This window comes from Amycolatopsis sp. GA6-003 (assembly GCF_046267895.1).
Classification (GTDB): domain Bacteria; phylum Actinomycetota; class Actinomycetes; order Mycobacteriales; family Pseudonocardiaceae; genus Amycolatopsis.
The window spans coordinates 2,172,312-2,197,509 of record NZ_CP176499.1 but is presented as its reverse complement, the minus strand read 5'-3'; the positions used below and the strand labels follow the sequence as shown (position 1 = coordinate 2,197,509).

The window sequence follows — 25,198 nt, the reverse complement described above, 5'->3', positions numbered from 1 at the left end:
GCGGTTCCGGTCCGGGGCTGGCGGGCGCGCTGGCTACAAACGCCAGGTCATGGGTGTGTCCGGTTGGTAGCTGCAGGACGAGCCGGTCGTGATGGTGTTGCGGAGGTGGTCGGCCAGTTCCGGGTGGAGGTCGTTCAGTTTGCGGAGGGTGTCGCGGATGCGGGCGGTCACGGCTTTGCGGGCGCGTTCCGTTTCGTCGCCGAGGCGGCGGGTACGGCCGGACAGGCCGGTGGACGTTCGGAGTTCCTCCAGCAGGGCGGCGCGTTCGTGGTCCAGGGCGGCGGCTTTGGCGTCGTCGCCGCGGAGGGTGGCGGTGTCGATGGCTTCGTCCAGTTGGTCCAGGCGGCGGCGGTAGGCGGCTTTCGCGGTGTCGTCCAGGATGGGGTCGCCGCTGAAGGTTCGGGTGGCTTCCGATTCTCGTCCGCCGTCCGGGGAAAGCAGTTGTGCGGCCGGGATTTCGGTTCCTGGTCTGCTCAGCAGGAAATTCAGGTCTCGCAGGCCTTTCGCGTCGGGCATGCGGACTTCGCGGTCGGCGAAGCGCAGGGTCCAGACCGCGTCGGTGCGGTGGAATTCGTTGGCGGGCACGGGCGGCGGCGAGGGCTCGGGGCGGGCGGTGATGTGGTGCAGGCCAAGTTCGGCTGCTTCGGCCGTGACGGCGTCGGCCAATGCGGTCGCGCGGTCGGTGTCGCCTAGGTCTCGCAACGTGGCTGCCAGGTGGTTGCGGGCTTCGACGGCCCACGGACGGGCGCGCAACCGGTCCGCGGAGCGGGCGGCGGCAGTGAGATGCGCGGCGGCGGTTTCGTGGTCGCCGAGGGTTCTGTGCAGCAGGCCGGTCCACAGGTCTACCGGGCCGCTCAATTCGCAGCCGTACAGGGAGACCAGCCATTCTCCTCGGTGTGGCGAGAGTTCGCGCAGCAAGCGTTCTGCCGCGGTGCGGTCTTTCAGCACTACGGCGGCTTGGGCCTGGCAGCGCAGCCATAGCGGGGTGAAAGTGCGGGCGTACGGGCCCTCTGCGTGTGCTTCGGACAGTTCGTATCGGGTGGTGGCTGCGTCGCCCGCCAACGCGGCGGTCAGGGTGCGGAGGAGCGCTGGGTGCGGGAAACCGGAATCGGCGACCTTTGTGGCGAGGTCGGCGGCTTCGGCGAATCGGCCTTGTACGAGCAGGGCGCTCCAGCGCAACTGGTCGGGCATATAGCCGTAATCGTTGCTGCCGAAGATTTCCGGGGCGGCCAGTGCCTCCGCGAGTGCCGCGTCGGCTTCGGCGAAGCGGCCGCGGAAGGTGCAGATGATGCTGCGGTCGATCGCTTCCGCCAGTTTCGCCGCTCGTACGCCTTCGTCGGCGATCCCTCGGAACACCTGGAATTGGTCCAGGTATCGCGGATCTCCCTGTTCCAGCATCGCGACCCACTTCAGCGAGGCCGCGAAGAACTCGGTCTCCCGGTCGCCGGTGCGTCTCGCGATGGCGGTCAGCTCATCGGTGAGCCGCTCGCGTTCGGCGCTGCTGCCCAGGCCCCAGATCGCGTCGTGTCTTGCCCACAAGGAGAACGCCAGCGCGTCGTCGTCTTCGTCGTCTCGGGCGAGGATCGCGGCGCGGGCGGTGAGTTCCAGCCGGATGCGGTCCAGCGAGAGAGGTTCGGACGCGTTGCCGCCGCAGAGTTTTTCGTGTGCCTCGCGGAGCACTTCAGCGGTGAACTCGCGCCGTGCCCCGCTCGTGCCGAATTTAGACAGGGTGAGGGCGGCGCGGGCGAGGAGGTTTGCGTTGTCCTGGCGGCGAGCCAGGGCGACGGCCTCCTCGCACAGAAGCCAGGCCTCGTCTTTCTCCTCGAAGCGCCACAGCGTGGTGGCCAATTCCAGCGCGACGACTGCTTGACTGCGTTCGTCGGCCGCTCTTTCCCGGGCTCGGCGCAGGTGTGCGATGGATTCCTCGAAGGCCATCCGGGCGGCTGCGTCCTTGGCGGCGGCGAGCAGCAGGCGGACGACGTGCTTCGGTTCGAGCTCGGTATGGGCGCGATAGGCGTGCCGGGCCCGCTCGGCGACGCCGATCAGGGTTGGCGTGTGCTCGCTGGCGCGCACGACCGCCGCGTGCCGGCGTTGTGCTTCGGCGGGCGTCAGCTCGGCGTATCTCGATTCTCGTACCAGGTCGTGCGCGAAGGAGAAGCGGCCTTCGCCGAGCGCGAGGACCAGCCGGGCGGCTACGGCGCGGGCGAGCAGGTGGTCGACCTGTGCGGCGGGCGCGCCGGCGGTGGCGGCGAGCAGTTGGAGCGAGAACTCGCGGCCGAGCACCGCGGCGTTGGTGAGCAGTTCGGTGACTGGACGGGGGAGGAGGGACAGCCGCCGCTGGAGGGCGTCGGCGACTCCGGGCGCGACTGCGGACACCGTGCTTCCGCTGCGCCACAACCGCGCTGTCTGTTCCACGAAGAACGGGTTGCCGCCGGTGCGCCGGTGGACCTCGGACGCCAGCTCGGCACCCGGATCCGCGCCCGCGGTGCGGCTCATCAGCTCGGCTACCCCGGCTTCGTCCAGGCCGGTGAGCGTGATCGTGGTCGCCTTGGCGACCAGCGGCAGCATCAGCTCGTGCAGAGGGTGGCCGGGCGCGTCCACCTCGACGTCGCGGTAGGTGCCGATGAGCAGCAGCCGCTCGAACCAGGTGTGCCGGGCCGCGAATTCGAGCAGCCGCAGCGACGCCGGATCGGCCCAGTGCAGATCGTCGAGGATGACCGTCACTGGGCGGTCCTGGGCCACCGCGACCAGCGCTCGGGTGACCGCGTCGGGCAGCTGGAACCCGTCGTCGGCGGGCGGTTCGGGGGTTTCGCCGAGCAGCGCGGACAGCGTCGGCGAGCTCGCGACGGCCCATTCGTGCGGCGCGGCTTCCCGCCGCAGCGAGCGCATGACCTGGACCCACGGCCAGTAGCCGGGCGCGGCCCCGGACTCCCAGCAGGTGCCGCCGAGGACGAGCGCGCCTGCCTCGCGCGCGTCGTCGGCCAGTGCGCTGACCAGCGTGGTCTTGCCGATTCCGGCCTCGCCGGCGACCAGCGTGAGGCCGCCGTGGCTGGCCTTGGCGCGCGAGAGCTGCGCACGCAAGGTCGCGGCGGGGTGGGCCCGCCCGATCAGCGCCGCAGTCATGTCCGGTTCCTCCCTTTCTCTGCGAGCCTCTCACGGGACTCGCGGTGCCGTCTCGTCCTTTCACCGCACGCGACCGGCCGGTCACGCAGTTCGTGCTGGTCGCGGGTGATGCGGGCCATTCTGTCCGCGGGGTCTGACAATTCCCGGGGGTCCGTCGCCTGACCGGGTGACGGGAGTCCACTGTGGACCGGCGCTGGCCTCGGGGTGACGGGCGTCTCCGCCCAGGACCGGCGGAAGGGGTGGTTGCGGTACTGTCGCGGCCATGGGGAGTCTCCGTTCGCGCATCCTCGCCTGGGCCGGCCGCCGGTACATCGCCCGCCAGCAGAAGCGCGGTTTCGATCTCGAGAAGATGGCGCTGCTGCCGGATTCGGCGCTGGAGCCGTTGCGCCGCCAGGGGCTCGACCCGCTGCCGGACCTCGGCCGGTTGCGCGGCGAGGCGCCGATCAGCAAGCTGGACCTGCCGTTCGGGATGAACGCCTGGCTCGTGACCGGGTACGAGGAGGCCAAGGCCGTCCTCGGGAAGGGCACGGAGTTCAGCAACGACTTCACGAACCTCGTCGGCAACGCGGGCGTCACCGAGGACCAGAACCCGGGCGGTCTCGGATTCGCCGACCCGCCGGTCCACACCCGGCTGCGGAAGCTGCTGACGCCCGAGTTCACGATGCGCCGGCTTTCCCGGCTCACGCCGCGGATCGACGAGATCGTGGCGGACCAGCTGGACGCGATGGCCGCCGCGGACGGGCCGGTGGACCTGTGGGAGCAGTTCGCGCTGCCGATTCCCTCGCTCACGATCTGCGAGCTGCTCGGCGTGTCCTATGAGGACCGGGCGGATTTCCAGCGGCTGAGCACCGCGCGGTTCGACCTGTTCAGCGGCGCGGGCGCGTCGCTGGGGGCGATCTCGGAATCGCTGGGGTACCTGCTGGAGATCGTGCGCAAACAGCGCGAGCAGCCCGGCGACGGCCTGCTCGGCATGCTGATCAAGGAGCACGGCGACGAGATCGACGACCGCGAACTGGCCGGTCTCGCCGACGGCATCCTGACCGGCGGCCTCGAGACCACGGCGAGCATGCTGGCGCTGGGCGCGCTGGTGGTGCTGCGCGACCCGGCCGCGTTCGACGCGGTCCGGGGCGACGACGATTCGGTGCACCGGTTCGTCGAGGAGCTGCTGCGCTACCTGACGGTGGTCCAGATGGCGTTCCCGCGGTTCGCGAAACAGGACATGGACATCGCGGGCGTGCACATCAGCGAGGGCGACATCGTGCTGGTGTCGCTGTCGGTCGCGGACCGCGACCCGGTGCTCGGCAAGGGCGACATGGACCGCTTCGACCCGACCCGCGAGCCGTCCTCGCACCTGGCCTTCGGGTACGGGATCCACCGGTGCATCGGCGCGGAACTGGGCCGGATGGAACTGCGGGCGGCGTACCCGGCCCTGGTCCGGCGCTTCCCGAACCTGCGGCTGGCGGTGCAGCCGGAGGAGCTGGCGTTCCGGAAGGTGTCGATCGTGTACGGGCTCGATTCGTTGCCGGTGCTGGTGGACTGATCTCGGCTTGCTGGACGGCCGAGGCGGCTGGGGTGGGTGCCTCGGGGTCGGTCGGCTGGGGACTGGTTCGCCCGCGGTTGGGTCGGCGCGGTTGGTCGCCTGCCGTCGGGATGCGGCGGATTCGGCCCGTGGATGGCTTCGGCACTCGCCGCACCGGTGCCGTAGCTGTTCGGGACAGTGGACGGTTGGATCGGCCGCGCGCTCACGGGTGGGCGAGATGGCTCCGTCCGACTTGCGGAGCGCGGGTGATGTGAACGGCCGCCCGGTTGAATCGGCGGCGCTTGAGATGCTCCGATTGGACGGACCGCGTGCGGGTGGGTTCACGGCGGCACGGTCGAATCTGCGGCGCGGAACGTACGAGGCGGTGCGCCAGGGCCCGCGGTGGAATCCGCGGTGCGCTCAGGAACGCACGAGGCGGACTAACCGAACCGACTGCGCACCCGTGATGGGCGAGGCGACGCGGTCGAACCAAATCCACGCAGGTGCTCGGAACCCGTCACGGTACCGCGTTCGCCGGGCTTCTCACCTCAGCGCACCCCTCTCGGCCGAAACTGGATACTGATCCGCGGCCCTACCGCGCGGGCCGTTTTCGGGATCGCGTGTTCCCACGTCCTCTGGCAGGATCCGCCCATCACGATCAAGTCCCCGTGTCCCAGCGGGTACCGCACCGATTCCCCGCCGCCTCTCGGGCGCAGTGCCAGGTGCCGGGCCGCGCCTACGGACAGGATCGCCACCATGGTGTCCTCGGTCCGGCCGCGGCCGAGGTCGTCGCCGTGCCAGGCGACGCTGTCCTGGCCGTCGCGGTAGTAGCAGAGCCCGGCCGTGCGGAACGGTTCGCCCAGTTCAGCCGCGTAGTGGGCGGAGAGTGCCTCCCGGGCCTCGGTGAGGACTGGGTGCGGCAGCGGTGCGTGTTCCCGGTAGAAGCACAGCAGCCGCGGCACGGCGACCACTCGGTCGTACATCTGGCGGCGTTCCGCGTACCACGGGACCTCGGCCGCCAGGTGCTCGTACAGCTCGTCCGAGCCGTCGAGCCATCCGGGCAGCACGTCGATCCACGCGCCTTGTCCCAGTTCGGTGCGCTGTATGCCGGACAGCGGGCCCAGCGTGGCCGGCCCGCTGGCACCGAACAGCGAGCCCTGAAATGCCTGACTCATGCCTCCAGGCTACACGACAATCGAACACCTGTTCGGATGAACTACTCGGCGGGCTTGGGATGCGCGGTGACGACGAGCCGGTGCAGGCGGGCGTCGGGGGCGGATTCGTTGTGGTAGCGGGAGACGAGGTCGGTCACGAGAGCGGTGAGTTCGTCGGTGAACGCGGATCGGTCGCGGGCGGAGGCGAAGGCGATTTCCGTGTCCAGGGTCAGCGTCGAGAGCGGTTTGCCCGCGCGGGCCGCGCGTCGGGTCAACCCGGCGACCTCGCGCAGGGTCCGGCCGGCGACGGCCAGCAGGTAGCTGACCGACAGGCGGTCCGGTTTCACGCGGGCGGAGCCGGCTGCGCCGAGGGCGGCGGGGGAGACGAGGTAGGCGCCGGCGGTGGCGGCGAAAAGCCGTTCGGTGAGGCCGCCCCACTGCCGGGTCCCGGCGGGTTCGACCAGGCCGTGCGTTTCGAGCGCGCGCAGGTGGTAGTTGACCTTTTGCCTGGTCAGGCCGACCTTGGCGGCCAGCGCCGCGGCGGACGCCGGTTCGGTCAGCGCGGCCAGCAGGCGGGCGCGCACCGGGTCCAGCGCGGCCGCCGCGACGGCGGGGTCCTCGATCACTTCGACGTCCTGCATCCCCTGAGCCAAGCAGTGACAAACAAAGTCGTCAAGGAGCCGGCCCTTGTCCGCGACCGGCCGGGGACTTACAGTGACCCACCAGTGGTCTGGACCTGTACCGCTACCGCCGCCCTGAGTTCGACGGAGGTTGGCACGTGCGCACGAGAACCCGGATCGGCGGAGCACTGGCGGCGGCGGTGTGCGGGCTGGCGATGCTCGCCCCGGCCGCGGACGCCCAGGTCGGCGGCGGCACCTGGAAGCCCTGGTCGCCGGGGTACAAGGAACAGCAGAAGGGCTGCGGCCAGATCAGCGGGCTCACCTTCAAGCTGACCTGCTCCGACGGCAGCGGCGAACAGCGCGCCGAACGCCGCTACGAGACCTACACCGGCGGCACGCACCAGTTCGAGGGCTCCTTCACGATCACCAGCATGGGCGGCTCGCGGACCAGCCTGAAGCAGACGTTCCGCGACGGGTCGGACGCCGGGCCGTATTTCCTGCTGGCGGTGGAGAAGGGCGGCCGGCTGTACGCCGTGGAGAACGGCCAGACGGTGGCGACCGGCGCGACGGTCGGGACTTCGGTGCGGGTCAACACGATCAATCAGGTGGGCAGCTCCCACAAGGTATACATCAACGGCTCGCTGAAGCAGACCGATGCCAGCCCATCGGGTAGTTATTACGACAAATTCGGGTCGTATCGGACGGCGAGCGGGGCGGGGCCGATCACCGTGCAGTGGAGCGGGATCAAGTTCTGGACCAGGTGATCTCCGCGACGGATGCCTGCCGCCGCCGGGCATCCGTCGCGCGGGAATTCCGTTGCCGCGGAAGGGGGATTCGGTCACTGTCGTGGCCATGACTTTGGTTGAGCACTACGACACCGCGACCGCGGAGAACACGCGGCTGGTCAGATCGCCGCAGGGCAGACTGGAATTCCTGCGCACGCGCGAGTTCGTGCGCAGAGCGACGCCTGCGCCGAGGCCGGAGAGCGCGCGACGTCAGCGGGGCGACCGGAGTGCATGCACGTTGGCTGGCTGCGGACGGACATTCGGTGCACGTGGTCGATCCGGTGCTCAGGCGCGTCGCGGAGGAGGTCGGAATCGAAGGTGTGACAGTGGAAATGGCTCTTGTCGAAGCCCGGTGCGTGCTTCGGCAAGCGGCATTTTTGGTCGCTGCGTCGACCAACCGTTATCTCCCGGGCGTGGGTCGGCTCACCGAACAGTTGTGCCCGGCAGCAACGGCGTCATCGAGGAATTACCGCCAACGCCAGCGCGCATTTCCTGGCCGTAGCCCTCAACTAGCCCATGCTTCGAGCGAATCCCACGCCGCCAGCGTCCGGCGGCTGGTGAAGCGGCGGTGTTCGCCGGTCAGCGGGTCGTCGAATTCCAGTACTTTCGCCAGCAGCTGCAACGGTTTCGTGAAGTCGTCGAGCGGTTTCTCGTGCAGTTCCGGATAAAAGTCGTCGCCAAGGATCGGGATGCCCAAAGAGCACATGTGCACTCGCAGCTGGTGCGTGCGTCCGGTGGCGGGGGTGAGGCGGTAGCGGCCCAGCCCGTCCCGGTGTTCCAGAAGTTCCACTGTGGACTCGGCATTCGGCGGGCCGGGAATCTCCTGTGCGGCCAGCACGCCGCGTTCCTTCACGATCCTGCTGCGCACCACCCGGGGCAGCTCCAGCGCCGGGTCATAGGGCGCGATCGCCTCGTATTCCTTGTGTACCAGCCGATCGCGGAACATCGTCTGGTACGCACCGCGCGCGGACGGCGTGATCACGAACATCACCAGCCCCGCCGTCACGCGGTCGAGGCGGTGGGCGGGGGAGAGGGCGGGCAGGTCCAGCGAACGGCGGAGGCGCACCAGGGCGGTTTCCAGGACGTGCCGCCCGCGCGGGATGGTCGCCAGGAAGTGCGGTTTGTCGACCACCAGCAGGTGTTCGTCGCGGTGGAGAACGGAGACGTCGAACGGCACCGGGACCTCGTCGGGCAGGTCGCGGTGGAACCAGATGAACGAACCGGGGACGTACGCCGCGTCGATCCCCAGTGGACCGTTCTCGCCGTGGATCCGCTGCTGGTGCAGCATTTCCTCGATCCGTGCGGGGGCGACCCTTGGCAGCCGTTCGACCAGATGCTCCAGCAGGGTCGTCCACGGACCCTCCTCGGGCAGCCGCAGCCGGGCGGGGTCCAGGCCGTGCCGGGGCGGGATCGGGGCCGGGCGCTTGCGTCTCATCGGCTCCCGAGTCTAGTCGGCCGGGTCCTGCCGGTAGGCCGCGATGTAGCGGGCGGTCGCCTCGGCGTTGGCCTCGGCGGCTTTCTCGCGCCGGATCCGCTTGCCGGTCCCGGGCGGGAAACCGTTGCGGGACAACCGGTGGTCGATGCTTTCTTCCATGTAGGCGCAGGAGTAGAAGTACGACACCAGCGCGGCCATCAGCACGATCGCCAGCCGCAGCCCGAGCGGGGCCGGCAGCAGCAGCCAGACCAGGCACAGCGGCGCGATGCCCACCGTCGCGCGCAGGACGTGCCGGGCCTTCCAGTGCTTGGACGTCGCGTCGTGCAGCAGCCAGTCGCGGTAGCGCTCGGGAAGCCGTCCGCTCACGGCATACCAGAACCAGCGGAGAACGCCGGGCCGGTCGGTCATCGCTCCTCCTCGGGGTCTGCTGCCACAGTACCCTAATGATTAGTACACTAACTATTAGTGTGGTGCAGCCCGCGCTAGAGTGGGCCCGAGCACGAGGAGGACGAGTGGCCGAGATCGACCTTGGCGAGGACCCGCTGAAGCTCGACCGGCAGGTGTGCTTCGCGCTGTCGGTCGCCTCGCGCAGCGTGATCGCGATTTACCGGCCGCTGCTGGAGCCGCACGGGCTGACCCATCCGCAGTACCTGGTGATGCTGGCGCTGTGGGAGCAGTCGCCGCGGTCGGTCAAGGACCTCAGCACGGCGTTGCGGCACGAGCCCGCGACGCTGTCGCCGCTGCTCAAACGGCTGGAGGCGATCGGGTACGTGACCCGCGGCCGCAGCCGCGCCGACGAGCGCCAGCTGACCGTCGAACTCACCGACAAGGGGCGGGAGCTGCGCGCCGAGGCGGAGAAGATCCCGTATCGCGTCGTGGAGCGGCTCGGCATGGAGGTGTCCGAACTGGAGGCGCTGCACGCCGCGCTGGGCCGGGTCATCGCGGCGACCGCCTAGCGGGAAGAACTCGCGCCGGGATCCGGTTCTGCCGAGGGAAACCTGTCGAGGAGAGCGGAGCGGGCGTGGACAAGATCCGGGTGGGGGTGGCTCCGGGGCTCGGGACCGGGCCGGCGGAATTCACCGGTCTGGCCGAGCTGACGGAGGCGGCGGGCGTCGACTCGCTGTGGCTGTCCGAAGTGGTCTATTCGCCGGACGTCGACGCGTTGATCGGCATGACGCACGCGCTCGCCCGCACCGAACGGCTCAAGCTCGGCACGGGCGTGGCGATCCTGCCTGGACGGAACCCGGTGCTGGTCGCGAAACAGCTGGTCACGCTGGCCGGGCTGGCTCCGAAACGCGTGCTGCCGGTGTTCGGCCTGCTGCCCGCGCAGCCCGCGGAACGCGCCCTGTTCCCGGTGCCGGAAGGCCGTCGCGCGGCGGTGTTCGACGAGTCGCTCGCCTTGCTTCGGCTGCTGCTCGAACAGGACAACGTGTCCTTCGACGGCGAGTTTTTCCAGGTCGACGGCGTGACGATCGGGCCGCGTCCGGCGAAGCGGCTCGACGTGTGGGTCGGCGGGGCCGCGCCTGCCGCCTTGCGCCGCGCGGGCCGGCTGTCCGACGGATGGCTCGGCAGTTTCCACACGCCGGAGCAGTCCCGGGCGGCGCGGCTGGCGATCCAGGAAGCCGCCGCCGACGCCGGCCGGGAGATCGAATCGGACCACTTCGGACTGAGCATGGTCCTGGCTCTGCACGGGATCCCGGAAAGGCTGCGCGCGGTGGCGCAGCAGCGCAATCCGGGCCGTCCGGCCACCGACCTCGTGCCCACCAGCTGGGCCGGGGCGCGCCGGATGATCGAGCAGCACCTCGAGGCCGGAATCACGAAATTCGTGGTCCGGCCGGGATACTCCGGCGACTACCGGCAGTTCCTCGACGATTTCGTGCGCGAACTCGTGCCGCTGCAGAACTAGAACGTCAGCTGTTCGGTCTTGCGGGGCATGAGCAGCAGCGCGACGACACTGAGCACCGAAACGGCGACGATCGCGAGGAACACGTTGTGCGTGGCCCCGGCGAGCGATTCGCGCACGTACGCCGTCGCCGGCGAGTTGTCGTGCGCGCCGCTGAGGACGCGGCTCGTGGCGTCGACGCTCTCCGGAAGATGGCCGGCGACCTCGGCGGGCGGGTTCGCGAACCGGCCGGCGAGGGTGGCGTTGGCGATCGCGCCGAAGATCGCCGTGCCGACCGCGCTGCCGAGCGAGCGGCTGAACATGTTGGTCGCGGTCACGACGCCGCGGCGTTCCCAGCCGACGGTCGACTGCACGGCCACCACGGTCGGGCTGGCGGAAAGCCCGAGCCCGACGCCGACCACGAACACGGCCGCCGCGGCCGTCCAGACCACCGAGTCCAGGCCGAGGAACGTCGCCATCACCGCCCCGACGAGCAGGAATCCGCTGCCGATCAGCGCGGTGTCGCGGAATCCGATCCGCAGGTAGATCTTGCCGGACAGCGAAGCCGCGATCGGCCAGCCGATCGTGAGCGCGGCCAGCGCGAAGCCCGCGGTGAGCGCGTCCGTGCCGAGCACGCCCTCGGAGTAGGTGGGCAGGAAGGAGCTGAAGCCCAGCAGGACCGCGCCGGTGACGAGAGCGACCAGGTTCCCGCCGATCAGCGTGCGGCGGGTGAACACCCACAGCGGCAGCACGGGTTCTTCCGCGCGCCGTTCGACCAGCACGAACGCGACCAGCAGCAGGACGGCGGCGGTGAAGATCGCCAGGCTCGGCGCCGACGTCCAGCCCCACGCGACGCCGCCTTCCAGCAGGGCCAGGATCAGCAGCGCGCACCCGAGCGTCAGCAGGGTCGCGCCCGGGTAGTCGACCTTGTGCCGCGTGCGTTTCACCTGCTCGGTGAACTTGCGGTAGAGCATCCACGCGGCGAGCGCGCCGAGCGGCAGGTTGACGAAGAAGATCCACCGCCAGCTGAGGTACTCGGCGAACACGCCGCCGAGCGTCGGCCCGATCACCGACGCGACCGCCCACACCCCGGCGAGGTAGCCCTGCACCCGGGCGCGCTCCTCGACCGTGTACAGGTCGCCGACCATCGTCATGCTGATCGGCTGGACCGCGCCCGCGCCGATGCCCTGCACCGCGCGCGCCGCGATCAGCACCGGCATGCTCCACGCGATCCCGCACAGCACCGAACCGAGCAGGAACGCGGCGATGCCGAAGAACATCACCGGACGGCGGCCGAGGACGTCGGCGAACTTGCCGTACAGCGGCACGGTGACCGCCTGGGTGAGCAGGTAGATCGAAAACAGCCACGGGAACTGGGAAAACCCGCCGAGGTCGCGGACCACCGAGGGGACCGCGGTGGCGATGATGGTGCTGTCGAGGGCCACCAGGCCGGTGCTCAGCATGACAGCGGCGAGGACGGGGCCCCGCTCGGATCGAAGGCCCACGGCGGCGCGTTTCGCCGCGGGCGGACTGCTCGTGCTACCCATGCCGGGAATGAACTCCTTCGCCTCGGCAAGCATTCCCCAGCCGATCGATCGGTGCCCGGCGTTCGCCTGGCCGCCATCATGGAGGCATGGACAGATGGGTGCGGCCGATCAGCCGGGGCTGGGTCGTCGAGGGAGCGGTGCCGGGACCGGACGTCGACGAGTTCGCCGAACCGGAGGCGGTGACGAGGGCGCTCGCGGCGGCGGAAGGGGACACGCTGCTGGCCGCGCAGCATCCGGCGCGCACGCCCGCGGCGCTGGCGGCCGGGCTGGACGTCGAGGCCGCGCTGCCGGAGGCCCGTGCGACGCTCGAACGCCTGCTGACCGGGCATTACCGGCCGGAGACCGGATTCGTCGCGGCTTACCGGATCGGCGAAACCATCGCGGGCGTGCTGTGCCTGGTCGACGTCCGGGAGCTGACCTCGGCCGGGGCGCACGTGAAGCACACCGAGGAGGTCTACCCGGAGGTGGTCGCCGAACGCGCGGCCGTGCTGGACGGCCTCGGCTGCGCGACGAGCGCCGCGCTTCTGGTGCCGGTCGGCGACGCCGCGGAGCTGACCGCCGCGGTCAAGGAAGCGGCGAGTTCGGCGGAACCCGACGTGTCCACTGTGGACCGGGCGGGACTGCCGCACGAGCTGTGGGTGGTGCGGCCGGGCGAGATGCAGGAACGGCTGCTGGAGGCGGCGTCGGCGAGCGATCTGCTGGTGGCGGACGGAAACCACCGGGTCGCGGCGGCGGCGGGGAGCGGGCAGCTGCTGGCGCTGATCACCGAGGGTGCGCAGCTGGAGATCCGGGCGATCAACCGGGTGCTCCTCGGGACCGGGCTTTCCGCGGAGAGCCTGTTCGCGGCTTGGCAGGAGGCCGGATTGGCCGTGGCCTGGGCGGACGACGCGACCCCGCCGTCCTGCCCCGGCACGGCGGTGGTGCTGGCCGGATCGCGGGCGCTCTCGGTGCGGCTGCCTGCCGCGGATCCGCTGGTCATCGACCACGAGGTGGTGGAACAAACGCTCCTCGGCTCGGCGCTCGGCCTCGACCCGGACGGCCCGCACGTGCGTCCGCTCCTGCCTGGCAGCCCCGTCCCGCCGGACGCGGACGCGGTGGTGCACCTGGCCCCGGTGCCGTTCGAGACGGTGCGGGCGGTGCACGCGGCGGGGCGGCGGATGCCGCGGAAGGCGACGTACTTCATGCCCAAGCCGCGGGGCGGGCTGGTGCTGGCGCGCTGGTAAAAAGGTGCAGGTCAGCGCCTGGTCCCTTTAGGATCGCGCAGGTGGAGCTACCCCTGATGCCGCCGGTGCGGCCGATGCTCGCCAAAGCCGTGCACGAGGTGCCGCGCGGCGGCGGGTTCTGGTATGAGCCCAAGTGGGACGGCTTCCGGTGCGTCGTGTTCCGCGACGGCGACGAGGTCGAACTCGGCTCGCGCAACGACCGGCCGCTCACCCGGTACTTCCCGGAGCTGGTCGAGCTGCTGCGGGACGCGTTGCCGGAGAAATGCGTCGTCGACGGCGAGATCGTGCTGGTCACGCCGCGCGGGCTGGACTTCGGGGCGCTGCAGCTGCGGCTGCATCCGGCGGCCAGCCGGGTCCGGAAGCTCGCGGCGGAGACCCCGGCCAGTTTCGTCGCGTTCGACCTGCTCGCGCTGGGGGAGCGGGACCTGACCGAGGAGCCGTTCGCCGAGCGGCGCCGGGCGCTGGAGGGCATTTTCGCGCCCTCGACCGGCTTGCAGCGGGTGCATCTGACCCCGCTCACGACGGACCCGGACACCGCGCAGGACTGGTTCACCCGGTTCGAGGGCGCGGGCTTCGACGGGGTGATGGCGAAGCCCGCCGACCTGCCGTATGAGCAGGACAAACGCGTGATGCTGAAGGTGAAGCACGAGCGCACCGCGGACTGTGTCGTCGCCGGGTTCCGGTGGCACAAGGACGGCAAGGGCGTCGGGTCGCTGCTGCTCGGGCTGTACGACGACGAGGGGTCGCTGCACCACGTCGGCGTCGCGAGCAGCTTCACCGCGGCGCGGCGGCGGGAGCTGGTCGAGGAGCTGGCCCCGTGGCGGGAGAACGCGCTGGACGGGCATCCGTGGCGGACGTGGGCGGAATGGCAGTCCGAGGAGGTGCGCCGGCCGGGGGCCAACAGCCGGTGGGCTCCGGACAAGGACCTGTCGTGGGAACCGCTGCGCCCGGAACAGGTCGCGGAAGTGCGCTACGAACACCTCCAGGGCGGCCGCTTCCGGCACGGCGGCCGATTGGTGCGGTTCCGCCCGGACCGGACCCCGGAATCGTGCACCTACGCACAGCTGGAAGAAGCCCCGCCGGCCGAACTGGCGGATTTGTTCGGGGAGGCCCGATGAGCGGCGTGCCGCTGGACGTCGACGGCGTGGAATTGACGATCTCCAGTCCGGACAAGGTGTATTTCCCCGAACGGGGCGAAACCAAGCTCGATCTCGTCCGGTATTACCAAGCCGTCGCCGGCCCGTTGCTGGCCCGGCTCGGCGGACGCCCATTGCTGCTGGAGCGCTATCCGGACGGCGCGGGCGGGAAATCGTGGTTCCAAAAACGCATCCCGAAGAACGCCCCGGCCTGGCTGACCACCGCCGTCGTCTCCACCCCCAACGGCACCACCAGCGACGCGCTGGTGGCCGCGGATCTGGCGCACGTCCTGTGGGCGGTCAACCAAGGCTGCCTGGGCTTCCACGTGTGGCCGAACCGCGCGGCAGCCTTGGAGATCGCGGACGAACTGCGCATCGACCTCGACCCGTCGCCCGGGATCGGCTTCCCGCAGCTGCGCGAAGCAGCGGTGCTGGTGCGGGAATTCCTGGCCGAATTGGGAATCGAGGTCTACGTGAAGACCTCGGGATCCCGCGGATTGCACCTGTATTCGATTCTGGAACCACGCTGGGACGGTTACGAAGTGCGAGCCGCCGCGGTGGCGCTGGCAAGGGCTTTGGAACGGCGGCACCCGGACTTGATCACCGCGCAGTGGTGGAAGGAAGAACGCGGCTCACGGGTCTTTGTGGACTTCAACCAGAACGCGCCGCACAAGACGGTCTTCGGAGCTTGGTGCGTGCGACCGAGGGTCGGCGGCCAGGTTTCCACCCCGATCGCCTGGGACGAACTGGCGACAGTGGAGCCGGACGCCTTGACGCTTTCGACGGTCCCGGCACTGGTCGCGGAACGGGGAGATCCGTGGGCCGGCGCGAACGACCGGCCGCAGTCGATCGAGGCGCTGCTGGAGATGTCGCGCGAGGACCTGGCCGGCGGGCTGATGGACGCGCCGTGGCCGCCGGTGTATCCGAAGATGCCGAACGAACCGCCTCGGGTCGCGCCGAGCCGGGCGAAGAAGGAATGACCCGGCAGGCCTCACCCCAGCGGCAGATCGAACGCCAGCTGCTCCTGCGCGCCCGCTCCCGCCGGCACTCCGGCCAAAGTGCCCGCGCACCCGGGACACGGCGTGACGTGCCCCGTCCCCGGAGCGGTCAGATCGACCGGCGTCCACGTCCGCGATTCCCGCTCCCCGCACGCGGACCGCCGGTACCGCAGATCGTCCGCCCGGGTCATCAGATGCGCGACCGGATCGTCCTCCGGCAGCGCGCCTACGAGGTACCACCGAGCCGCAATCGTCTTCGCCATGGAACTAGTCCTCCAAAGAGGCTGGTCCGAGCTACGAAGACATAGTGCGACTCCACTCCGGCAAACCCGCGCGTTTACGCGTCTTCGGCGTGGCGTTCTTCCGCAGGCTCGTCCAGATACCGCAGAAACCGCAAAAGCCCCCGCTCATCCGGCGCATCGTCCTCCGCCACACACGCGGCGAGCTGCCGCTCAACAGCCGCGGAATCAATCCCGGCGCCAATCAGCACCAGCTCGGTCCGCCGCGGCCCAGACCCCCACGAAGACCGCTCCACCTGCACAAACGCCCCGACAGTGTGCAGCCCGAACCGGGACCGGGCCTCGGCCGACCCGAGATCCACGTGCCCCTTGACCCGGTAAAGCCCAGCGGGCCGGCTCTCCAGAAACGCGAGAAACCGCCGAGGCGAAAGCGGCCGGTCAGCGGTGAACGTCACGCTCTCGTACTGTTCGTGCAGATGCTCGGAATGATCATGTTCCCGCAGATCGTCGAATGACAGCTGCCCGTAGCTTTCCCGAGGCCGAGGGTCGAAAAACAACCCCGGATCGACCCGTCCCCGTTCAGTCGCCAGCACCGGCACCCCGGGCGCGTGCTCCTCGACCACCGCCCGCACCTTGGCCAGCGCGTCCGCCTCGGCCCGGTCGGCCTTGTTGAGCACCACCAGGTCCGCGACCCGCAGGTGCTCGGTCAATTCCGGATGCCGGACCCGCGTGGCCTCGAACTCGACCGCGTCGACGACTTCGACCAGCCCGCCGTAGCGGATGTCCGGGTTCTCGCTGGCGATCATCAGCCGCAGCAGGTCGCGCGGCTCGGCGATCCCGCTGGCCTCCACGACGATCACGTCGATGCCCGCCTCCGGCCGCGACAGCTTGCCCAGCATCGCGTCCAGCCCGCTGGCGTCGACCGCGCAGCACAGGCAGCCGTTGCCCAGGGACACCATCGTGTCGACCTGCCCGGCGACCGCGAGCGCGTCGACGTTCACCTGGCCGAAGTCGTTCACCACGACCCCGACCCGGACGCCTTGGCGGTTGGCGAGCAGATGGTTGAGCATCGTGGTCTTCCCCGCTCCGAGAAAACCCGCGACGAGCACTACCGGAACCCGCTGCCTGGCCACGCGTCCACTCCTCCTTCACGTCCGGGCCGCCGACGATACCCGCAGCGGGCGCCGGGACCGGGGCAACCTCGGCGGACGGAGCGCGTCGTCGTGGCAGGATGACCTGATGATCTGGACGCCGGGCAGGGAGGACCGCGTCGACGGCATGCCGACGGCCGGGGAATGGCGGCGGTTGTCGGTCGTGCCGGAGAAACGGGAGGTGTTCGGCTGCGACCTGTACTTCCGCGAGGGCTGGGCGGACGTGCTTTCGGTGTTCGGCGGCGACGCGACCGGTGTCCTCGACGGGCTGGCGATGCTGGTGGTCAAACCGGACGCGGTGGCCGGCCGCAGGCTCGGCCCGATCATGGAGTACTTGGCGGACAACGGTTTCGTGCCCGTCGCCACGACGCGGTTCGGCTACACGCGGCATTCGATGCGCGAGGTGTGGCGCTACGACTGGCACATCTACACCGTGGACCGGCTGCAGCTGTGCACTTTCTGGTATCTCACCAACGACGTGCTGGTGTTCCTGGCGCGTGACGTCCGCCCGGTCCCGGGGCTGCCCGCCACGGTCCGGCTGTGCGATCTGAAGGGCGTCGGCGACCCGGCCCGGCGCCAGCCGCACCATCTGCGCACGAAGCTGAACCCGCCCAACCGGATGCTGAACTTCGTGCACGTCGGCGACGAACCGGCGGACATCGTGCGCGAGCTGGCGATTTTCCTCGACCGCCCGGAGCGGCTCCGGTTCCTCGAGGACCTGCGGGCGCATCTCGGCGAGGACCGCACGGCGCAGGCGCGGGCCGAGATCGCGGCCCTCGAAGCGGACTGCCCGGCGCACGACCTGGACCTCGCCGCGGCGTTGTCCCGGCTGGCCCCGCTGGCGGGCGAGGCCGCGGCGGCCCGGTTGCGGGACGTCGCCGCGAGCGGGCCGCGAATCAGCTGGGACGAGCTGGCCGAGCTGGTGCCCTTCGAGAAGGCCGATCGCTGGGACGTGATCGTGACGGCGTCGTTCGTGGTGCACGACGAACGTCCGGTGCCGCATGCGTTGCTGCCGCCCGTTTCTCCGGAGGCCTGGACGGCGCGGTAGCGGCGTCTGCAATGGACGCCGGGCCCGGGGTTTGTTCCCGAGCGGGGGAGCCGGGTTGGCGATTGCCTTCGGAGACCAGCCGGGACCACGGAGGCCAGTCCCGCCAGTGCTTCCCGGCGCTGCGGCGAGTCGAGCGGCAGGCTGAGTTCGCGGACCAAGTCGGCAAGCTCGTCGGCGACGTGCACGTATCTGAGGTTCCGGTTGTGCTGGCCCAGCAGGGCGCGCAGCGTGCCGGGCTCGCGCTCCCGCGGGCCGTCCCGCAGGAGCAGCAGGGCAGGGCGGTGTCGCGGGGGCCTTCCCGGAAATCGGTTTCGCGGCGGTAGGCGAGGCGCTTCGCGGGCGTGAAGCACCGATGAGCAGTCAGCCAAAAAATGCCGAACGCTTTCGGCGCGGAACTCCCGCGTACCGATCGTCCACTGTGGACAACGGGGTTTTCCCGCCAGGACAGGCGTTTTCAGTGGTCCGGACCAGCAAGCGCGGATGATCCCGCATCCCCGTACTCGCGGATTCCGCCGGATGTCGCAGGCGGATTGGTCGGTTCCGGGTCTTGTCTCCACATATTCCCCGGCATTCCCCGAATTCGCGTAGAATGTTGTTCACCCGGATGGTCGCTGCGCCGGTTTGCCGGGGTCCATAGAGTCTGAGGGGCAGCCCTGGTCCAGTGGGGGAATCACCGCCAGCGGCTTCGCTTCGCGGCTCGCACAGTGCCGCGCTGGAACGGACGGGTGCGGGTGAGCCCCGGACGCGCCGTGCGCGGCACTGGACCGATCGGCTGCGCGAACACCCCGTAATCGCACCGCATCCGGCACGCCGCGCCCCGAGCGGCGTGCAGCCGAGCACGAGCACCACCGCGCGCACCGTCGTCGCACCGGCGGCGCTTCGCGTGCCCGGACGGTCGACGCCGCACCGGGCGGCCGCCGACCAGCCGGAATCCGTTCCGCGGGACGGCCGGGGCACCCTGCTCGACCGATCTCCGCGCGCCCGCGGCCCGGCCGGAAGGCGGAAAGGACCACACATCCCGAGGAAGAACATTCCCGGAGGGCCGGAATGCACCGACTGCCCGAACCCCGCAGCATCACCCTGACCACCCAGCAGGAGGCCGAAACCTTCGGAACCGACTGGCGCGCCCGCGCGTTCCGCGACGTCGAATCCCGGCTCACCGACCGCGGTTTCCCCTGTGTCTTCTCGAGAAACGCGTTCCGGAAGAGGCTGCTGCTGTTCGCCTTCGCCGAGGACGCCGGTCCGGACGCCATCGCGAGACTCGGCGTCCAGCTGGCCGAGTACGTGGAGCTGTCCCGGGACTGGAACGGCCATCTCGACACCGCGTACCCGCTGCTGATCGTGTTCTCGCCCGCGGCGGTGTCCGCCGGGTCGGTCGCCGGGTACCAGGCGTTCGGCTGGGAGGTGCTCCAGAAGCTGCACCACGTCGACCCCGCGCCGTGGCCGGAGAACGTCGGCACCGACCCCGCGGACAGCTCGTGGTCCATGTGTTTCAACGGAATGCCGTTGTTCTTCAACATGAGCAGCCCCGCGCACCGGGTCCGGCGCAGCCGCAACCTCGGCGAGCACTTCGTGCTCGTGGTCAACCCGCGCGAGCGGTTCGACGTCGTCGCGGGCGACACCCCGAGCGGGCGCAAGGTCCGCGGCAACATCCGGGCGAGGATCGACCGCTACGACGGCGCCCCGCGCGCCCGCCAGCTCGGCTCGTACGGCGTCGCCGGGCTCGAATGGTGGCAGTACGGCCTGCCCGAGGACGACGTCGACCGGACCGATTCCTGCCCGTTTTCCTTCCGGGCCCCCGAAACCGCGCAGCCGGACGGGGCCGCGGCCGCTACCTGATCGGAGACAGGCGATGATGGAACTGATCGTTTCCCAAGGCCGCATCGGCGACCGCGGCGCGGGAATGATCGAGGGCGCGGCCCGTACGGCGCGTGCGCTGCACGAGCGGTACGGCGTCGAACCGCGGTACGTCGGCACCCCGGCCGGTCCGCGGGACGACGACTGGACGGTCAGCCTCGCGGCCGCGGAGGAGACGCTTTCCGGGTTGGCGGCAGCCGTTTCGGCGAGTGTCGCGGCCGGACGGCGCACGGTGCTCGCGGCCAACACCTGCTCGGCCAGCCTGGCGACGCTGCCGGCCGCGGTCCGGGCCTTCCCGGACTGCGTGGTGCTGTGGATCGACGCGCACGGCGATTTCAACACCCCGGACACCACGGAATCCGGCTACCTCGGCGGAATGGCGCTCGCCGGCGCGTGCGGCCTGTGGGAAAGCGGGCACGGCGCGGGCGTCGAGCCCGGCCGGGTCGTCCTCGTCGGCGCGCGCGACCTCGATCCGCCCGAACGCGAGCTGCTGGACAAGGCGGGCGTCCGGATCCTCGCCCCGGCGGAGGCGACCGGGAAGCGGGTCGCGGCGGCGGCCGGCGGCGCGCGGGTGTGGGCGCACATCGACTGGGACGTGCTCGAACCGGGCACCGTGCCCGCCGACTACCACGTGCCGGAAGGCCTTCCGCCGCACCGGATCCGCGAGATTCTCGAGGCGATCCCGGCCGGGGACGTCCTGGGTCTCGAACTCGCCGAGTTCGCCGCTACGGGCGACGAAAGCGTCGACGCGCGCGCGACGGAGTCCATTATGGACATGATCGCGCCGGTGTTCGCGACCGCGGCGGTGCGATGAACCAGCGCGCGAATCTTCCGTTCACCAAAATGCACGGGTGCGGCAACGATTTCGTCGTGCTCGACCTGCGGGACGCTCCCGCGCCGTCGCCGGAGCTGTGCCGGGCGCTCGCCGACCGGCACACCGGCGTCGGCTGCGACCTGATCCTCGGGATCCGGCTGCCGCGCAGCGCCTCGGCGGTCGCGGCGTTCGAGATCTGGACCGGAGACGGCGAAAGCTCGCCGCAATGCGGCAACGGCGCCCGCTGCGTCGCCTCCTGGCTCGTCCAGGCCGGGCTGGCGCGTCCGCCGTCGTTCGAGATCGACAGTCCGAGCGGCACGCACCGGGTGGAAGTGCTGGGAGACGACAGGTTCAGCATAGAACTGACTGTCCCCCGGTTCGCTCCCGAGCAGATCCCGCTGTCCGGCTTCGCGAGCCGGGACGGCCGGTACGAGGCGGTGCTGGCGGACGGGACTCCGGTCCGCTTCGCCGCGGTGTCCACCGGAAATCCGCACGTCGTGCTCGAAGTCGACGACGCAGGCAGCGCGCCGGTGGCCCGGCTCGGCCCGGCCGTGCGGGCGCTGCCCGGTCTGCCGCCGACGGTCAACGTCGGCTTCGCCGAGCTCGTGGCGCGCGACCGGATCCGGTTGCGGGTCCACGAGTTCGGCGCGGGCGAGACGCTCGCCTGCGGCAGCGGGGCCTGCGCCGCCGCCGCGGTGCTGATCCGGGCCGGACGGCTCGACCGGGACGCGGCGGTCGAGGTGCCCGGCGGGGAACTCCGGATCGGCTGGCCCGCCGAGGAGGAGCCGATCGTGCTGGCCGGCCCGGCCACCACTGTGTACGAAGGAGGTTTCCGTCATGCCGCTGTACTCCAGCATTCTTGACGCGATCGGCCGCACGCCGATCGTGCGGCTGAACCGGATGGCGCCCGAGCACGTCTCGGTGTACGTCAAGGTCGAATCGTTCAACCCGGGCGGTTCGGTGAAGGACCGGCTGGCGCTGGCCATCGTCCTCGACGCGGAGGCGAGGGGAGCGCTCAAGCCCGGCGACACGATCGTGGAGTGCACGTCCGGCAACGTCGGCATCGCGCTGGCGATGGTGGCGGCCGCGCGCGGGTACCGGTTCGTCGCGGTCCTCGGCGACACGTACTCGGTGGAGCGGCGCAAGCTGATCCGCGCGTACGGCGGCAAGGTGCTGCTGTTCCCCGGCCATCTCGGCAGCCTCGGCGGCAACCGGATCGCCGACGAACTGGCCGAGAAGCACGGCTGGTTCCGCGCCCGCCAGTTCGAGAACCCGGCGAACCCCGCCTATCACCGGGAGACCACGGCCGCGGAAATCCTCTCCGACTTCGCCGGGAAACGGCTGGACACGTTCGTCACCGGCTTCGGCACCAGCGGCACGATCACCGGCGTCGGGCAGATGCTCAAGCTCGCCCGCCCGGACGTGCGGACTGTCGTGCTGGAGCCGGAAAAGGCGGCCGTGCTGGCCGGACAGTCGTGGAATCTGCATCAGCTGCAGGGATTGGCTCCGAACTTCGTCCCCGCAGTGCTGGACCGCACGGTGATCGACGAGCTGGTGACGATCGACGACGAGCTGGCCAGGGACACCGCGCGCCGCCTCGCCGCCGAGGAGGGGATCTTCGCCGGCATGTCCGCGGGCGCGACCCTCGCCGCCGCGCTGCGCGAAGCGGAGAACTCGCCCGAGGGCGCGGTGCTGCTCGCGATGCTTCCCGACACCGGCGAACGGTATCTGTCCAGCTTCTGGTTCGAAGGGATCAGCGACGGTTCGGACGACGAATGGCTGGCCTCGCTCGGCGAGTGACGCGCACGCTCGCCCGACCACTGGGGACGCATGATGCACGAGTTCATTCCTCCGGCCACGCGGTTCGCGCGGCTGCCGGAGAGATTCGCGATGAAACGCGGCGGCGTGCTGCACGGCGCGCGCGTCGCCTACGAGACCTTCGGACAGCCCGCTCCGGACGGGGGCAACGTCGTGCTGCTGCTCACCGGTCTTTCGCCGAACGCGCACGCCGCGTCCTGCGCGGAGGACCCGAGCCCGGGCTGGTGGGAGCAGATGGTGGGGCCGGGCAAGCCGATCGACACCGAGCAGTGGCACGTGGTCTGCGTGAACTCGCTCGGCGGCTGCCACGGATCGACCGGACCCGCCTCGGCCGACCCGGCGACCGGGCAGCCGTACCGGCTCGGCTTCCCCGAACTGTCCATTGAGGACATCGCGGACGCCGCGGCGCACACGGTGCGGAGCCTCGGATTCGAGCGGCTGGCGTGCGTCGTCGGCGCGTCGATGGGCGGGATGAGCGCGCTGGCGCTGCTGGCGCGGCATCCGGAGCTGGCGCGCAGCCACGTCAGCATTTCCGCGGCGGCGCATTCGCTGCCGTACTCGATCGCGATCCGTTCCCTGCAACGGGAAGCGATCCGCTCGGATCCACTGTGGAACGACGGCCGCTACGGTCCGGAACGCTACCCGGAACGCGGCATGCTGACCGCGCGCAAAATCGGCATGACCACCTACCGGTCCGCCCGGGAATGGGAACGCCGGTTCGGCCGCGAGAGATCCGGGCCCGGGGACGTCGCGTTCGGCCCGGAGTTCGCCGTCGAGTCCTATCTGGACCATCACGCCCGCCGGTTCGTGCGCCGGTTCGACCCCAACAGCTACCTCTACCTCAGCCGCAGCATGGACTGGTTCGACCTCGGCGAGTTCCGCGGCGCCGCCGAGGCGCTGGCGGCGCTGCGGGTCGACCAGGCGCTGGTGATCGGCACGCAGACGGACATCCTGTTCCCGCTGCACCAGCAGCGGCAGATCGCCGACGGACTGCGGGCGGGCGGCGCGGACGTGGAATTCCTCGCGCTGGAGTCCGACCTCGGCCACGACGCGTTCCTGGCGGACCTCGACAGTTTCGGGCCGCCGGTGGCGAAATTCCTGTCCACCCTGTGACGGCCCCGGACCGACAAGAGAGCGAGACCGAGTTGGAGAACACCATCGCGCTGGTCACCGGCGCCAACCGCGGCATCGGCTTCGAGATCGTGCGCCAGCTCGCCGAACGCGGCGTCCGCGTGGTGCTGAGCGGGAGGGACGAAGCGGCGGTCGAGACGGCCGCGGCGGGATTGCGCGACACGGGCCTTGCCGTCGAAGGGCTGCGGCTCGACGTCACGGACTCGAAGAGCATCGAGGCCGCCGCGGCGGAGCTGGAAACCCGGCACGGACGGCTCGACGTCCTGGTCAACAACGCCGCCGTGCGGATCGAGAAGTACGGCAAACGGCCGTCGCAGCAGACGCTGGCCGAATGGCGGGAAACCTTCGACACCAACCTGTTCGGCATGGTCGAGACGACGCTGGCGATGCTGCCGCTGATCCGGAAGTCGGCCGCCGGGAGGATCGTCAACGTGTCGAGCCTGCTCGGTTCGCTGACCCTGCACAGCGATCCGGAGTCCTACACCTACAGCGACACCTTCAAGGCGCTTCCGGCTTACAGCGCCACGAAAAGCGCGGTGAACTCGTGGACCGTGCACCTGGCGTACGAGCTGCGGGACACGCCGATCAAGGTCAACTCGGCGCATCCCGGCTACACGAAAACCGGAATGAACGACGGAGCGGGCGACCAGGAACCGCCGGACGGCGCCGTGACCAGCGTCGAACTCGCGCTGCTCGACGAGAACGGCCCGAGCGGCAGCTACGTGCACGCCGGGAAGGTCCTGCCGTGGTGACCCGCACCGTCCCGATCGGGGGAACTGCTCGATGACCACCGTCGCACTCGTGACCGACCGCGTCAGCCTGCCCATCGACTACGACATGCCGCTGCTGCGCGAGGCCTGCGCGCGGACCGGACTCGACACCGAGGTCTGCCCCTGGGAGGACGCCGAGGTCGACTGGGGCCGGTTCGACGCGGTCGTGCTGCGCTCGCCGTGGAACTACGTGGACCAGCTGCCGGACTTCCTGGCCTGGTGCGAGCGGGTCGAGGAGGAGACGCTCCTGCTCAACCCGCTCGCGGTCGCCCGGTGGGCGCTGGACAAGTCGTATCTCGCGGACCTGGCCGCGCTCGGCGTCCCGGTCGTCCCGAGCCGGTTCGCCTCGCCCGGCGACGACCCGGACGTCGTGGTGCGGGAAGTGCTGGACACGCATCCGAACGCGACGGAAATCGTCGTCAAACCGGGAGTCGGCGCGTATTCGCGCAATGTCCGCCGGTTCACCCGGCCGGCGGCGCCCGAGGCCGCCGCGCATCTGTCGAAACTGTTCGGCGAAGGCGGGCACGCGCTGGTCCAGCCGTATTTCGAGTCGGTCGACCGGGACGGCGAAACGAACCTGGTCTACTTCGACCGGCAGTACAGCCACGCGATCCGCAAGGCCGCGATGCTGATGCCGGACGGAACCGTGCACGTCCCGACGCTCGACTTCCGCACCCCGCGCGTCGCCGACGAGGACGAACGCGCGGTCGCGGTCGCCGCCCTCGACGCCGCGGCGAGCCATCTGGGCCTGGACCGCCCGCTCCTGTACGGCCGGGTCGACCTGGTCCGCGACGACCGGGGACAGCCGAGGGTGCTGGAACTCGACATCTGCGAACCGTCGCTCAACCTGCCGTTCGGCGACGGCAGCGCGCTGCGGTTCGCCACCGTTCTCGCCGAGCGGATCGGGGCCTGACCCCGCCCGTTCCGGTCTCGTGCCATCGTGACGAA

The 25,198-nt window shown here is 70.5% G+C and carries 23 protein-coding genes; 15 read left to right on the top strand and 8 right to left on the bottom strand.

The window, feature by feature from the left end:
• Positions 1-33 precede the first annotated feature (33 nt).
• Positions 34-3,123, bottom strand: coding sequence for an ATP-binding protein (locus F9C12_RS09325; protein WP_409465567.1), 3,090 nt, complete (start codon positions 3,121-3,123; stop codon positions 34-36).
• Positions 3,124-3,385: 262 nt separating this feature from the next.
• Between F9C12_RS09325 and F9C12_RS09320 the strand changes: the two genes are divergently transcribed.
• Positions 3,386-4,663, top strand: coding sequence for a cytochrome P450 (locus tag F9C12_RS09320; protein ID WP_409465566.1), 1,278 nt, complete (start codon positions 3,386-3,388; stop codon positions 4,661-4,663).
• Positions 4,664-5,190: 527 nt separating this feature from the next.
• On the opposite strand, the gene F9C12_RS09315 is transcribed toward F9C12_RS09320, so the two are convergent.
• Both F9C12_RS09315 and F9C12_RS09310 read right to left on the bottom strand, forming a co-directional pair.
• The gene (locus F9C12_RS09315; protein ID WP_409181601.1) at positions 5,191-5,817 is read right to left on the bottom strand and encodes an alpha-ketoglutarate-dependent dioxygenase AlkB; all 627 of its coding nucleotides are present in this window, start codon (positions 5,815-5,817) and stop codon (positions 5,191-5,193) included.
• 41 nt (positions 5,818-5,858) lie between these two features.
• Positions 5,859-6,437 carry an ArsR/SmtB family transcription factor gene (locus F9C12_RS09310; RefSeq protein WP_409181600.1) on the bottom strand — a complete coding sequence of 193 codons (579 nt, stop codon included), beginning with the start codon at positions 6,435-6,437 and terminating at the stop codon, positions 5,859-5,861.
• Positions 6,438-6,631: 194 nt separating this feature from the next.
• Between F9C12_RS09310 and F9C12_RS09305 the strand changes: the two genes are divergently transcribed.
• Positions 6,632-7,180, top strand: a complete 549-nt coding sequence (locus F9C12_RS09305) for a hypothetical protein (protein ID WP_409466983.1) — start codon at positions 6,632-6,634, stop codon at positions 7,178-7,180.
• 526 nt (positions 7,181-7,706) lie between these two features.
• Here F9C12_RS09305 and F9C12_RS09300 read toward each other — a convergent pair.
• Together F9C12_RS09300 and F9C12_RS09295 are read right to left on the bottom strand one after the other, a co-directional pair.
• The gene (locus tag F9C12_RS09300; RefSeq protein ID WP_409465565.1) at positions 7,707-8,636 is read right to left on the bottom strand and encodes an RluA family pseudouridine synthase; all 930 of its coding nucleotides are present in this window, start codon (positions 8,634-8,636) and stop codon (positions 7,707-7,709) included.
• Between the two features lie 12 nt (positions 8,637-8,648).
• Entirely contained in the window at positions 8,649-9,044 is a 396-nt protein-coding gene (locus tag F9C12_RS09295) for a DUF5313 domain-containing protein (protein WP_037353431.1), read from the bottom strand.
• Between the two features lie 104 nt (positions 9,045-9,148).
• On the opposite strand from F9C12_RS09295, the gene F9C12_RS09290 reads away from it, so the two are divergent.
• Complete coding sequence (locus F9C12_RS09290) at positions 9,149-9,592, top strand: MarR family winged helix-turn-helix transcriptional regulator (RefSeq protein ID WP_409181598.1); 444 nt, start codon at positions 9,149-9,151, stop codon at positions 9,590-9,592.
• Between the two features lie 65 nt (positions 9,593-9,657).
• A complete protein-coding gene (locus F9C12_RS09285; RefSeq protein WP_409465564.1) occupies positions 9,658-10,542 on the top strand; it encodes a TIGR03854 family LLM class F420-dependent oxidoreductase in 885 nt (294 codons plus the stop codon).
• Here F9C12_RS09285 and F9C12_RS09280 read toward each other — a convergent pair.
• Positions 10,539-12,065 carry an MDR family MFS transporter gene (locus F9C12_RS09280; RefSeq protein WP_409181596.1) on the bottom strand — a complete coding sequence of 509 codons (1,527 nt, stop codon included), beginning with the start codon at positions 12,063-12,065 and terminating at the stop codon, positions 10,539-10,541. The two genes, F9C12_RS09285 and F9C12_RS09280, sit on opposite strands and share 4 nt — an antisense overlap.
• An 86-nt stretch (positions 12,066-12,151) precedes the next feature.
• On the opposite strand from F9C12_RS09280, the gene F9C12_RS09275 reads away from it, so the two are divergent.
• Genes F9C12_RS09275 through ligD form a run of 3 tightly spaced genes read left to right on the top strand, consistent with a single transcriptional unit; the run spans position 12,152 to position 15,404 of the window.
• Entirely contained in the window at positions 12,152-13,288 is a 1,137-nt protein-coding gene (locus tag F9C12_RS09275) for a DUF1015 family protein (RefSeq protein WP_409465563.1), read from the top strand.
• Between the two features lie 41 nt (positions 13,289-13,329).
• Positions 13,330-14,406, top strand: coding sequence for an ATP-dependent DNA ligase (locus F9C12_RS09270; RefSeq protein ID WP_409465562.1), 1,077 nt, complete (start codon positions 13,330-13,332; stop codon positions 14,404-14,406).
• A complete protein-coding gene (gene ligD / locus F9C12_RS09265; RefSeq protein WP_409465561.1) occupies positions 14,403-15,404 on the top strand; it encodes a non-homologous end-joining DNA ligase in 1,002 nt (333 codons plus the stop codon). Before F9C12_RS09270 ends, ligD begins: the two co-directional genes overlap by 4 nt.
• 11 nt (positions 15,405-15,415) lie before the next feature.
• Here ligD and F9C12_RS09260 read toward each other — a convergent pair whose 3' ends face one another.
• Together F9C12_RS09260 and F9C12_RS09255 are read right to left on the bottom strand one after the other, a co-directional pair.
• Entirely contained in the window at positions 15,416-15,685 is a 270-nt protein-coding gene (locus tag F9C12_RS09260; RefSeq protein ID WP_409181592.1) for a hypothetical protein, read from the bottom strand.
• Positions 15,686-15,759: 74 nt separating this feature from the next.
• Positions 15,760-16,794, bottom strand: a complete 1,035-nt coding sequence (locus tag F9C12_RS09255; RefSeq protein WP_409465560.1) for a CobW family GTP-binding protein — start codon at positions 16,792-16,794, stop codon at positions 15,760-15,762.
• A gap of 106 nt (positions 16,795-16,900) precedes the next feature.
• Between F9C12_RS09255 and F9C12_RS09250 the strand changes: the two genes are divergently transcribed.
• From F9C12_RS09250 to F9C12_RS09215, 8 genes are all read left to right on the top strand, one after another.
• Positions 16,901-17,860, top strand: coding sequence for a nucleoside-diphosphate kinase (locus F9C12_RS09250; protein WP_409465559.1), 960 nt, complete (start codon positions 16,901-16,903; stop codon positions 17,858-17,860).
• Positions 17,861-18,907: 1,047 nt separating this feature from the next.
• A complete protein-coding gene (locus F9C12_RS09245) occupies positions 18,908-19,699 on the top strand; it encodes a YqcI/YcgG family protein (protein WP_409181588.1) in 792 nt (263 codons plus the stop codon).
• Between the two features lie 13 nt (positions 19,700-19,712).
• Positions 19,713-20,531, top strand: coding sequence for an arginase family protein (locus F9C12_RS09240; RefSeq protein ID WP_409465558.1), 819 nt, complete (start codon positions 19,713-19,715; stop codon positions 20,529-20,531).
• Positions 20,528-21,394: a diaminopimelate epimerase gene (dapF, locus tag F9C12_RS09235; protein WP_409465557.1), complete on the top strand. Its 867-nt coding sequence runs from the start codon at positions 20,528-20,530 to the stop codon at positions 21,392-21,394. The genes F9C12_RS09240 and dapF overlap by 4 nt, the downstream gene beginning before the upstream one ends.
• Complete coding sequence (gene cysK, locus F9C12_RS09230; RefSeq protein WP_409465556.1) at positions 21,369-22,331, top strand: cysteine synthase A; 963 nt, start codon at positions 21,369-21,371, stop codon at positions 22,329-22,331. Before dapF ends, cysK begins: the two co-directional genes overlap by 26 nt.
• Before the next feature lie 33 nt (positions 22,332-22,364).
• A complete protein-coding gene (locus F9C12_RS09225; protein WP_409181584.1) occupies positions 22,365-23,462 on the top strand; it encodes a homoserine O-acetyltransferase in 1,098 nt (365 codons plus the stop codon).
• Between the two features lie 32 nt (positions 23,463-23,494).
• The gene (locus F9C12_RS09220) at positions 23,495-24,232 is read left to right on the top strand and encodes an SDR family oxidoreductase (protein WP_409181583.1); all 738 of its coding nucleotides are present in this window, start codon (positions 23,495-23,497) and stop codon (positions 24,230-24,232) included.
• Positions 24,233-24,263: 31 nt separating this feature from the next.
• Positions 24,264-25,163: a RimK family alpha-L-glutamate ligase gene (locus F9C12_RS09215; RefSeq protein WP_409465555.1), complete on the top strand. Its 900-nt coding sequence runs from the start codon at positions 24,264-24,266 to the stop codon at positions 25,161-25,163.
• The last annotated feature ends 35 nt before the right edge of the window (positions 25,164-25,198 follow it).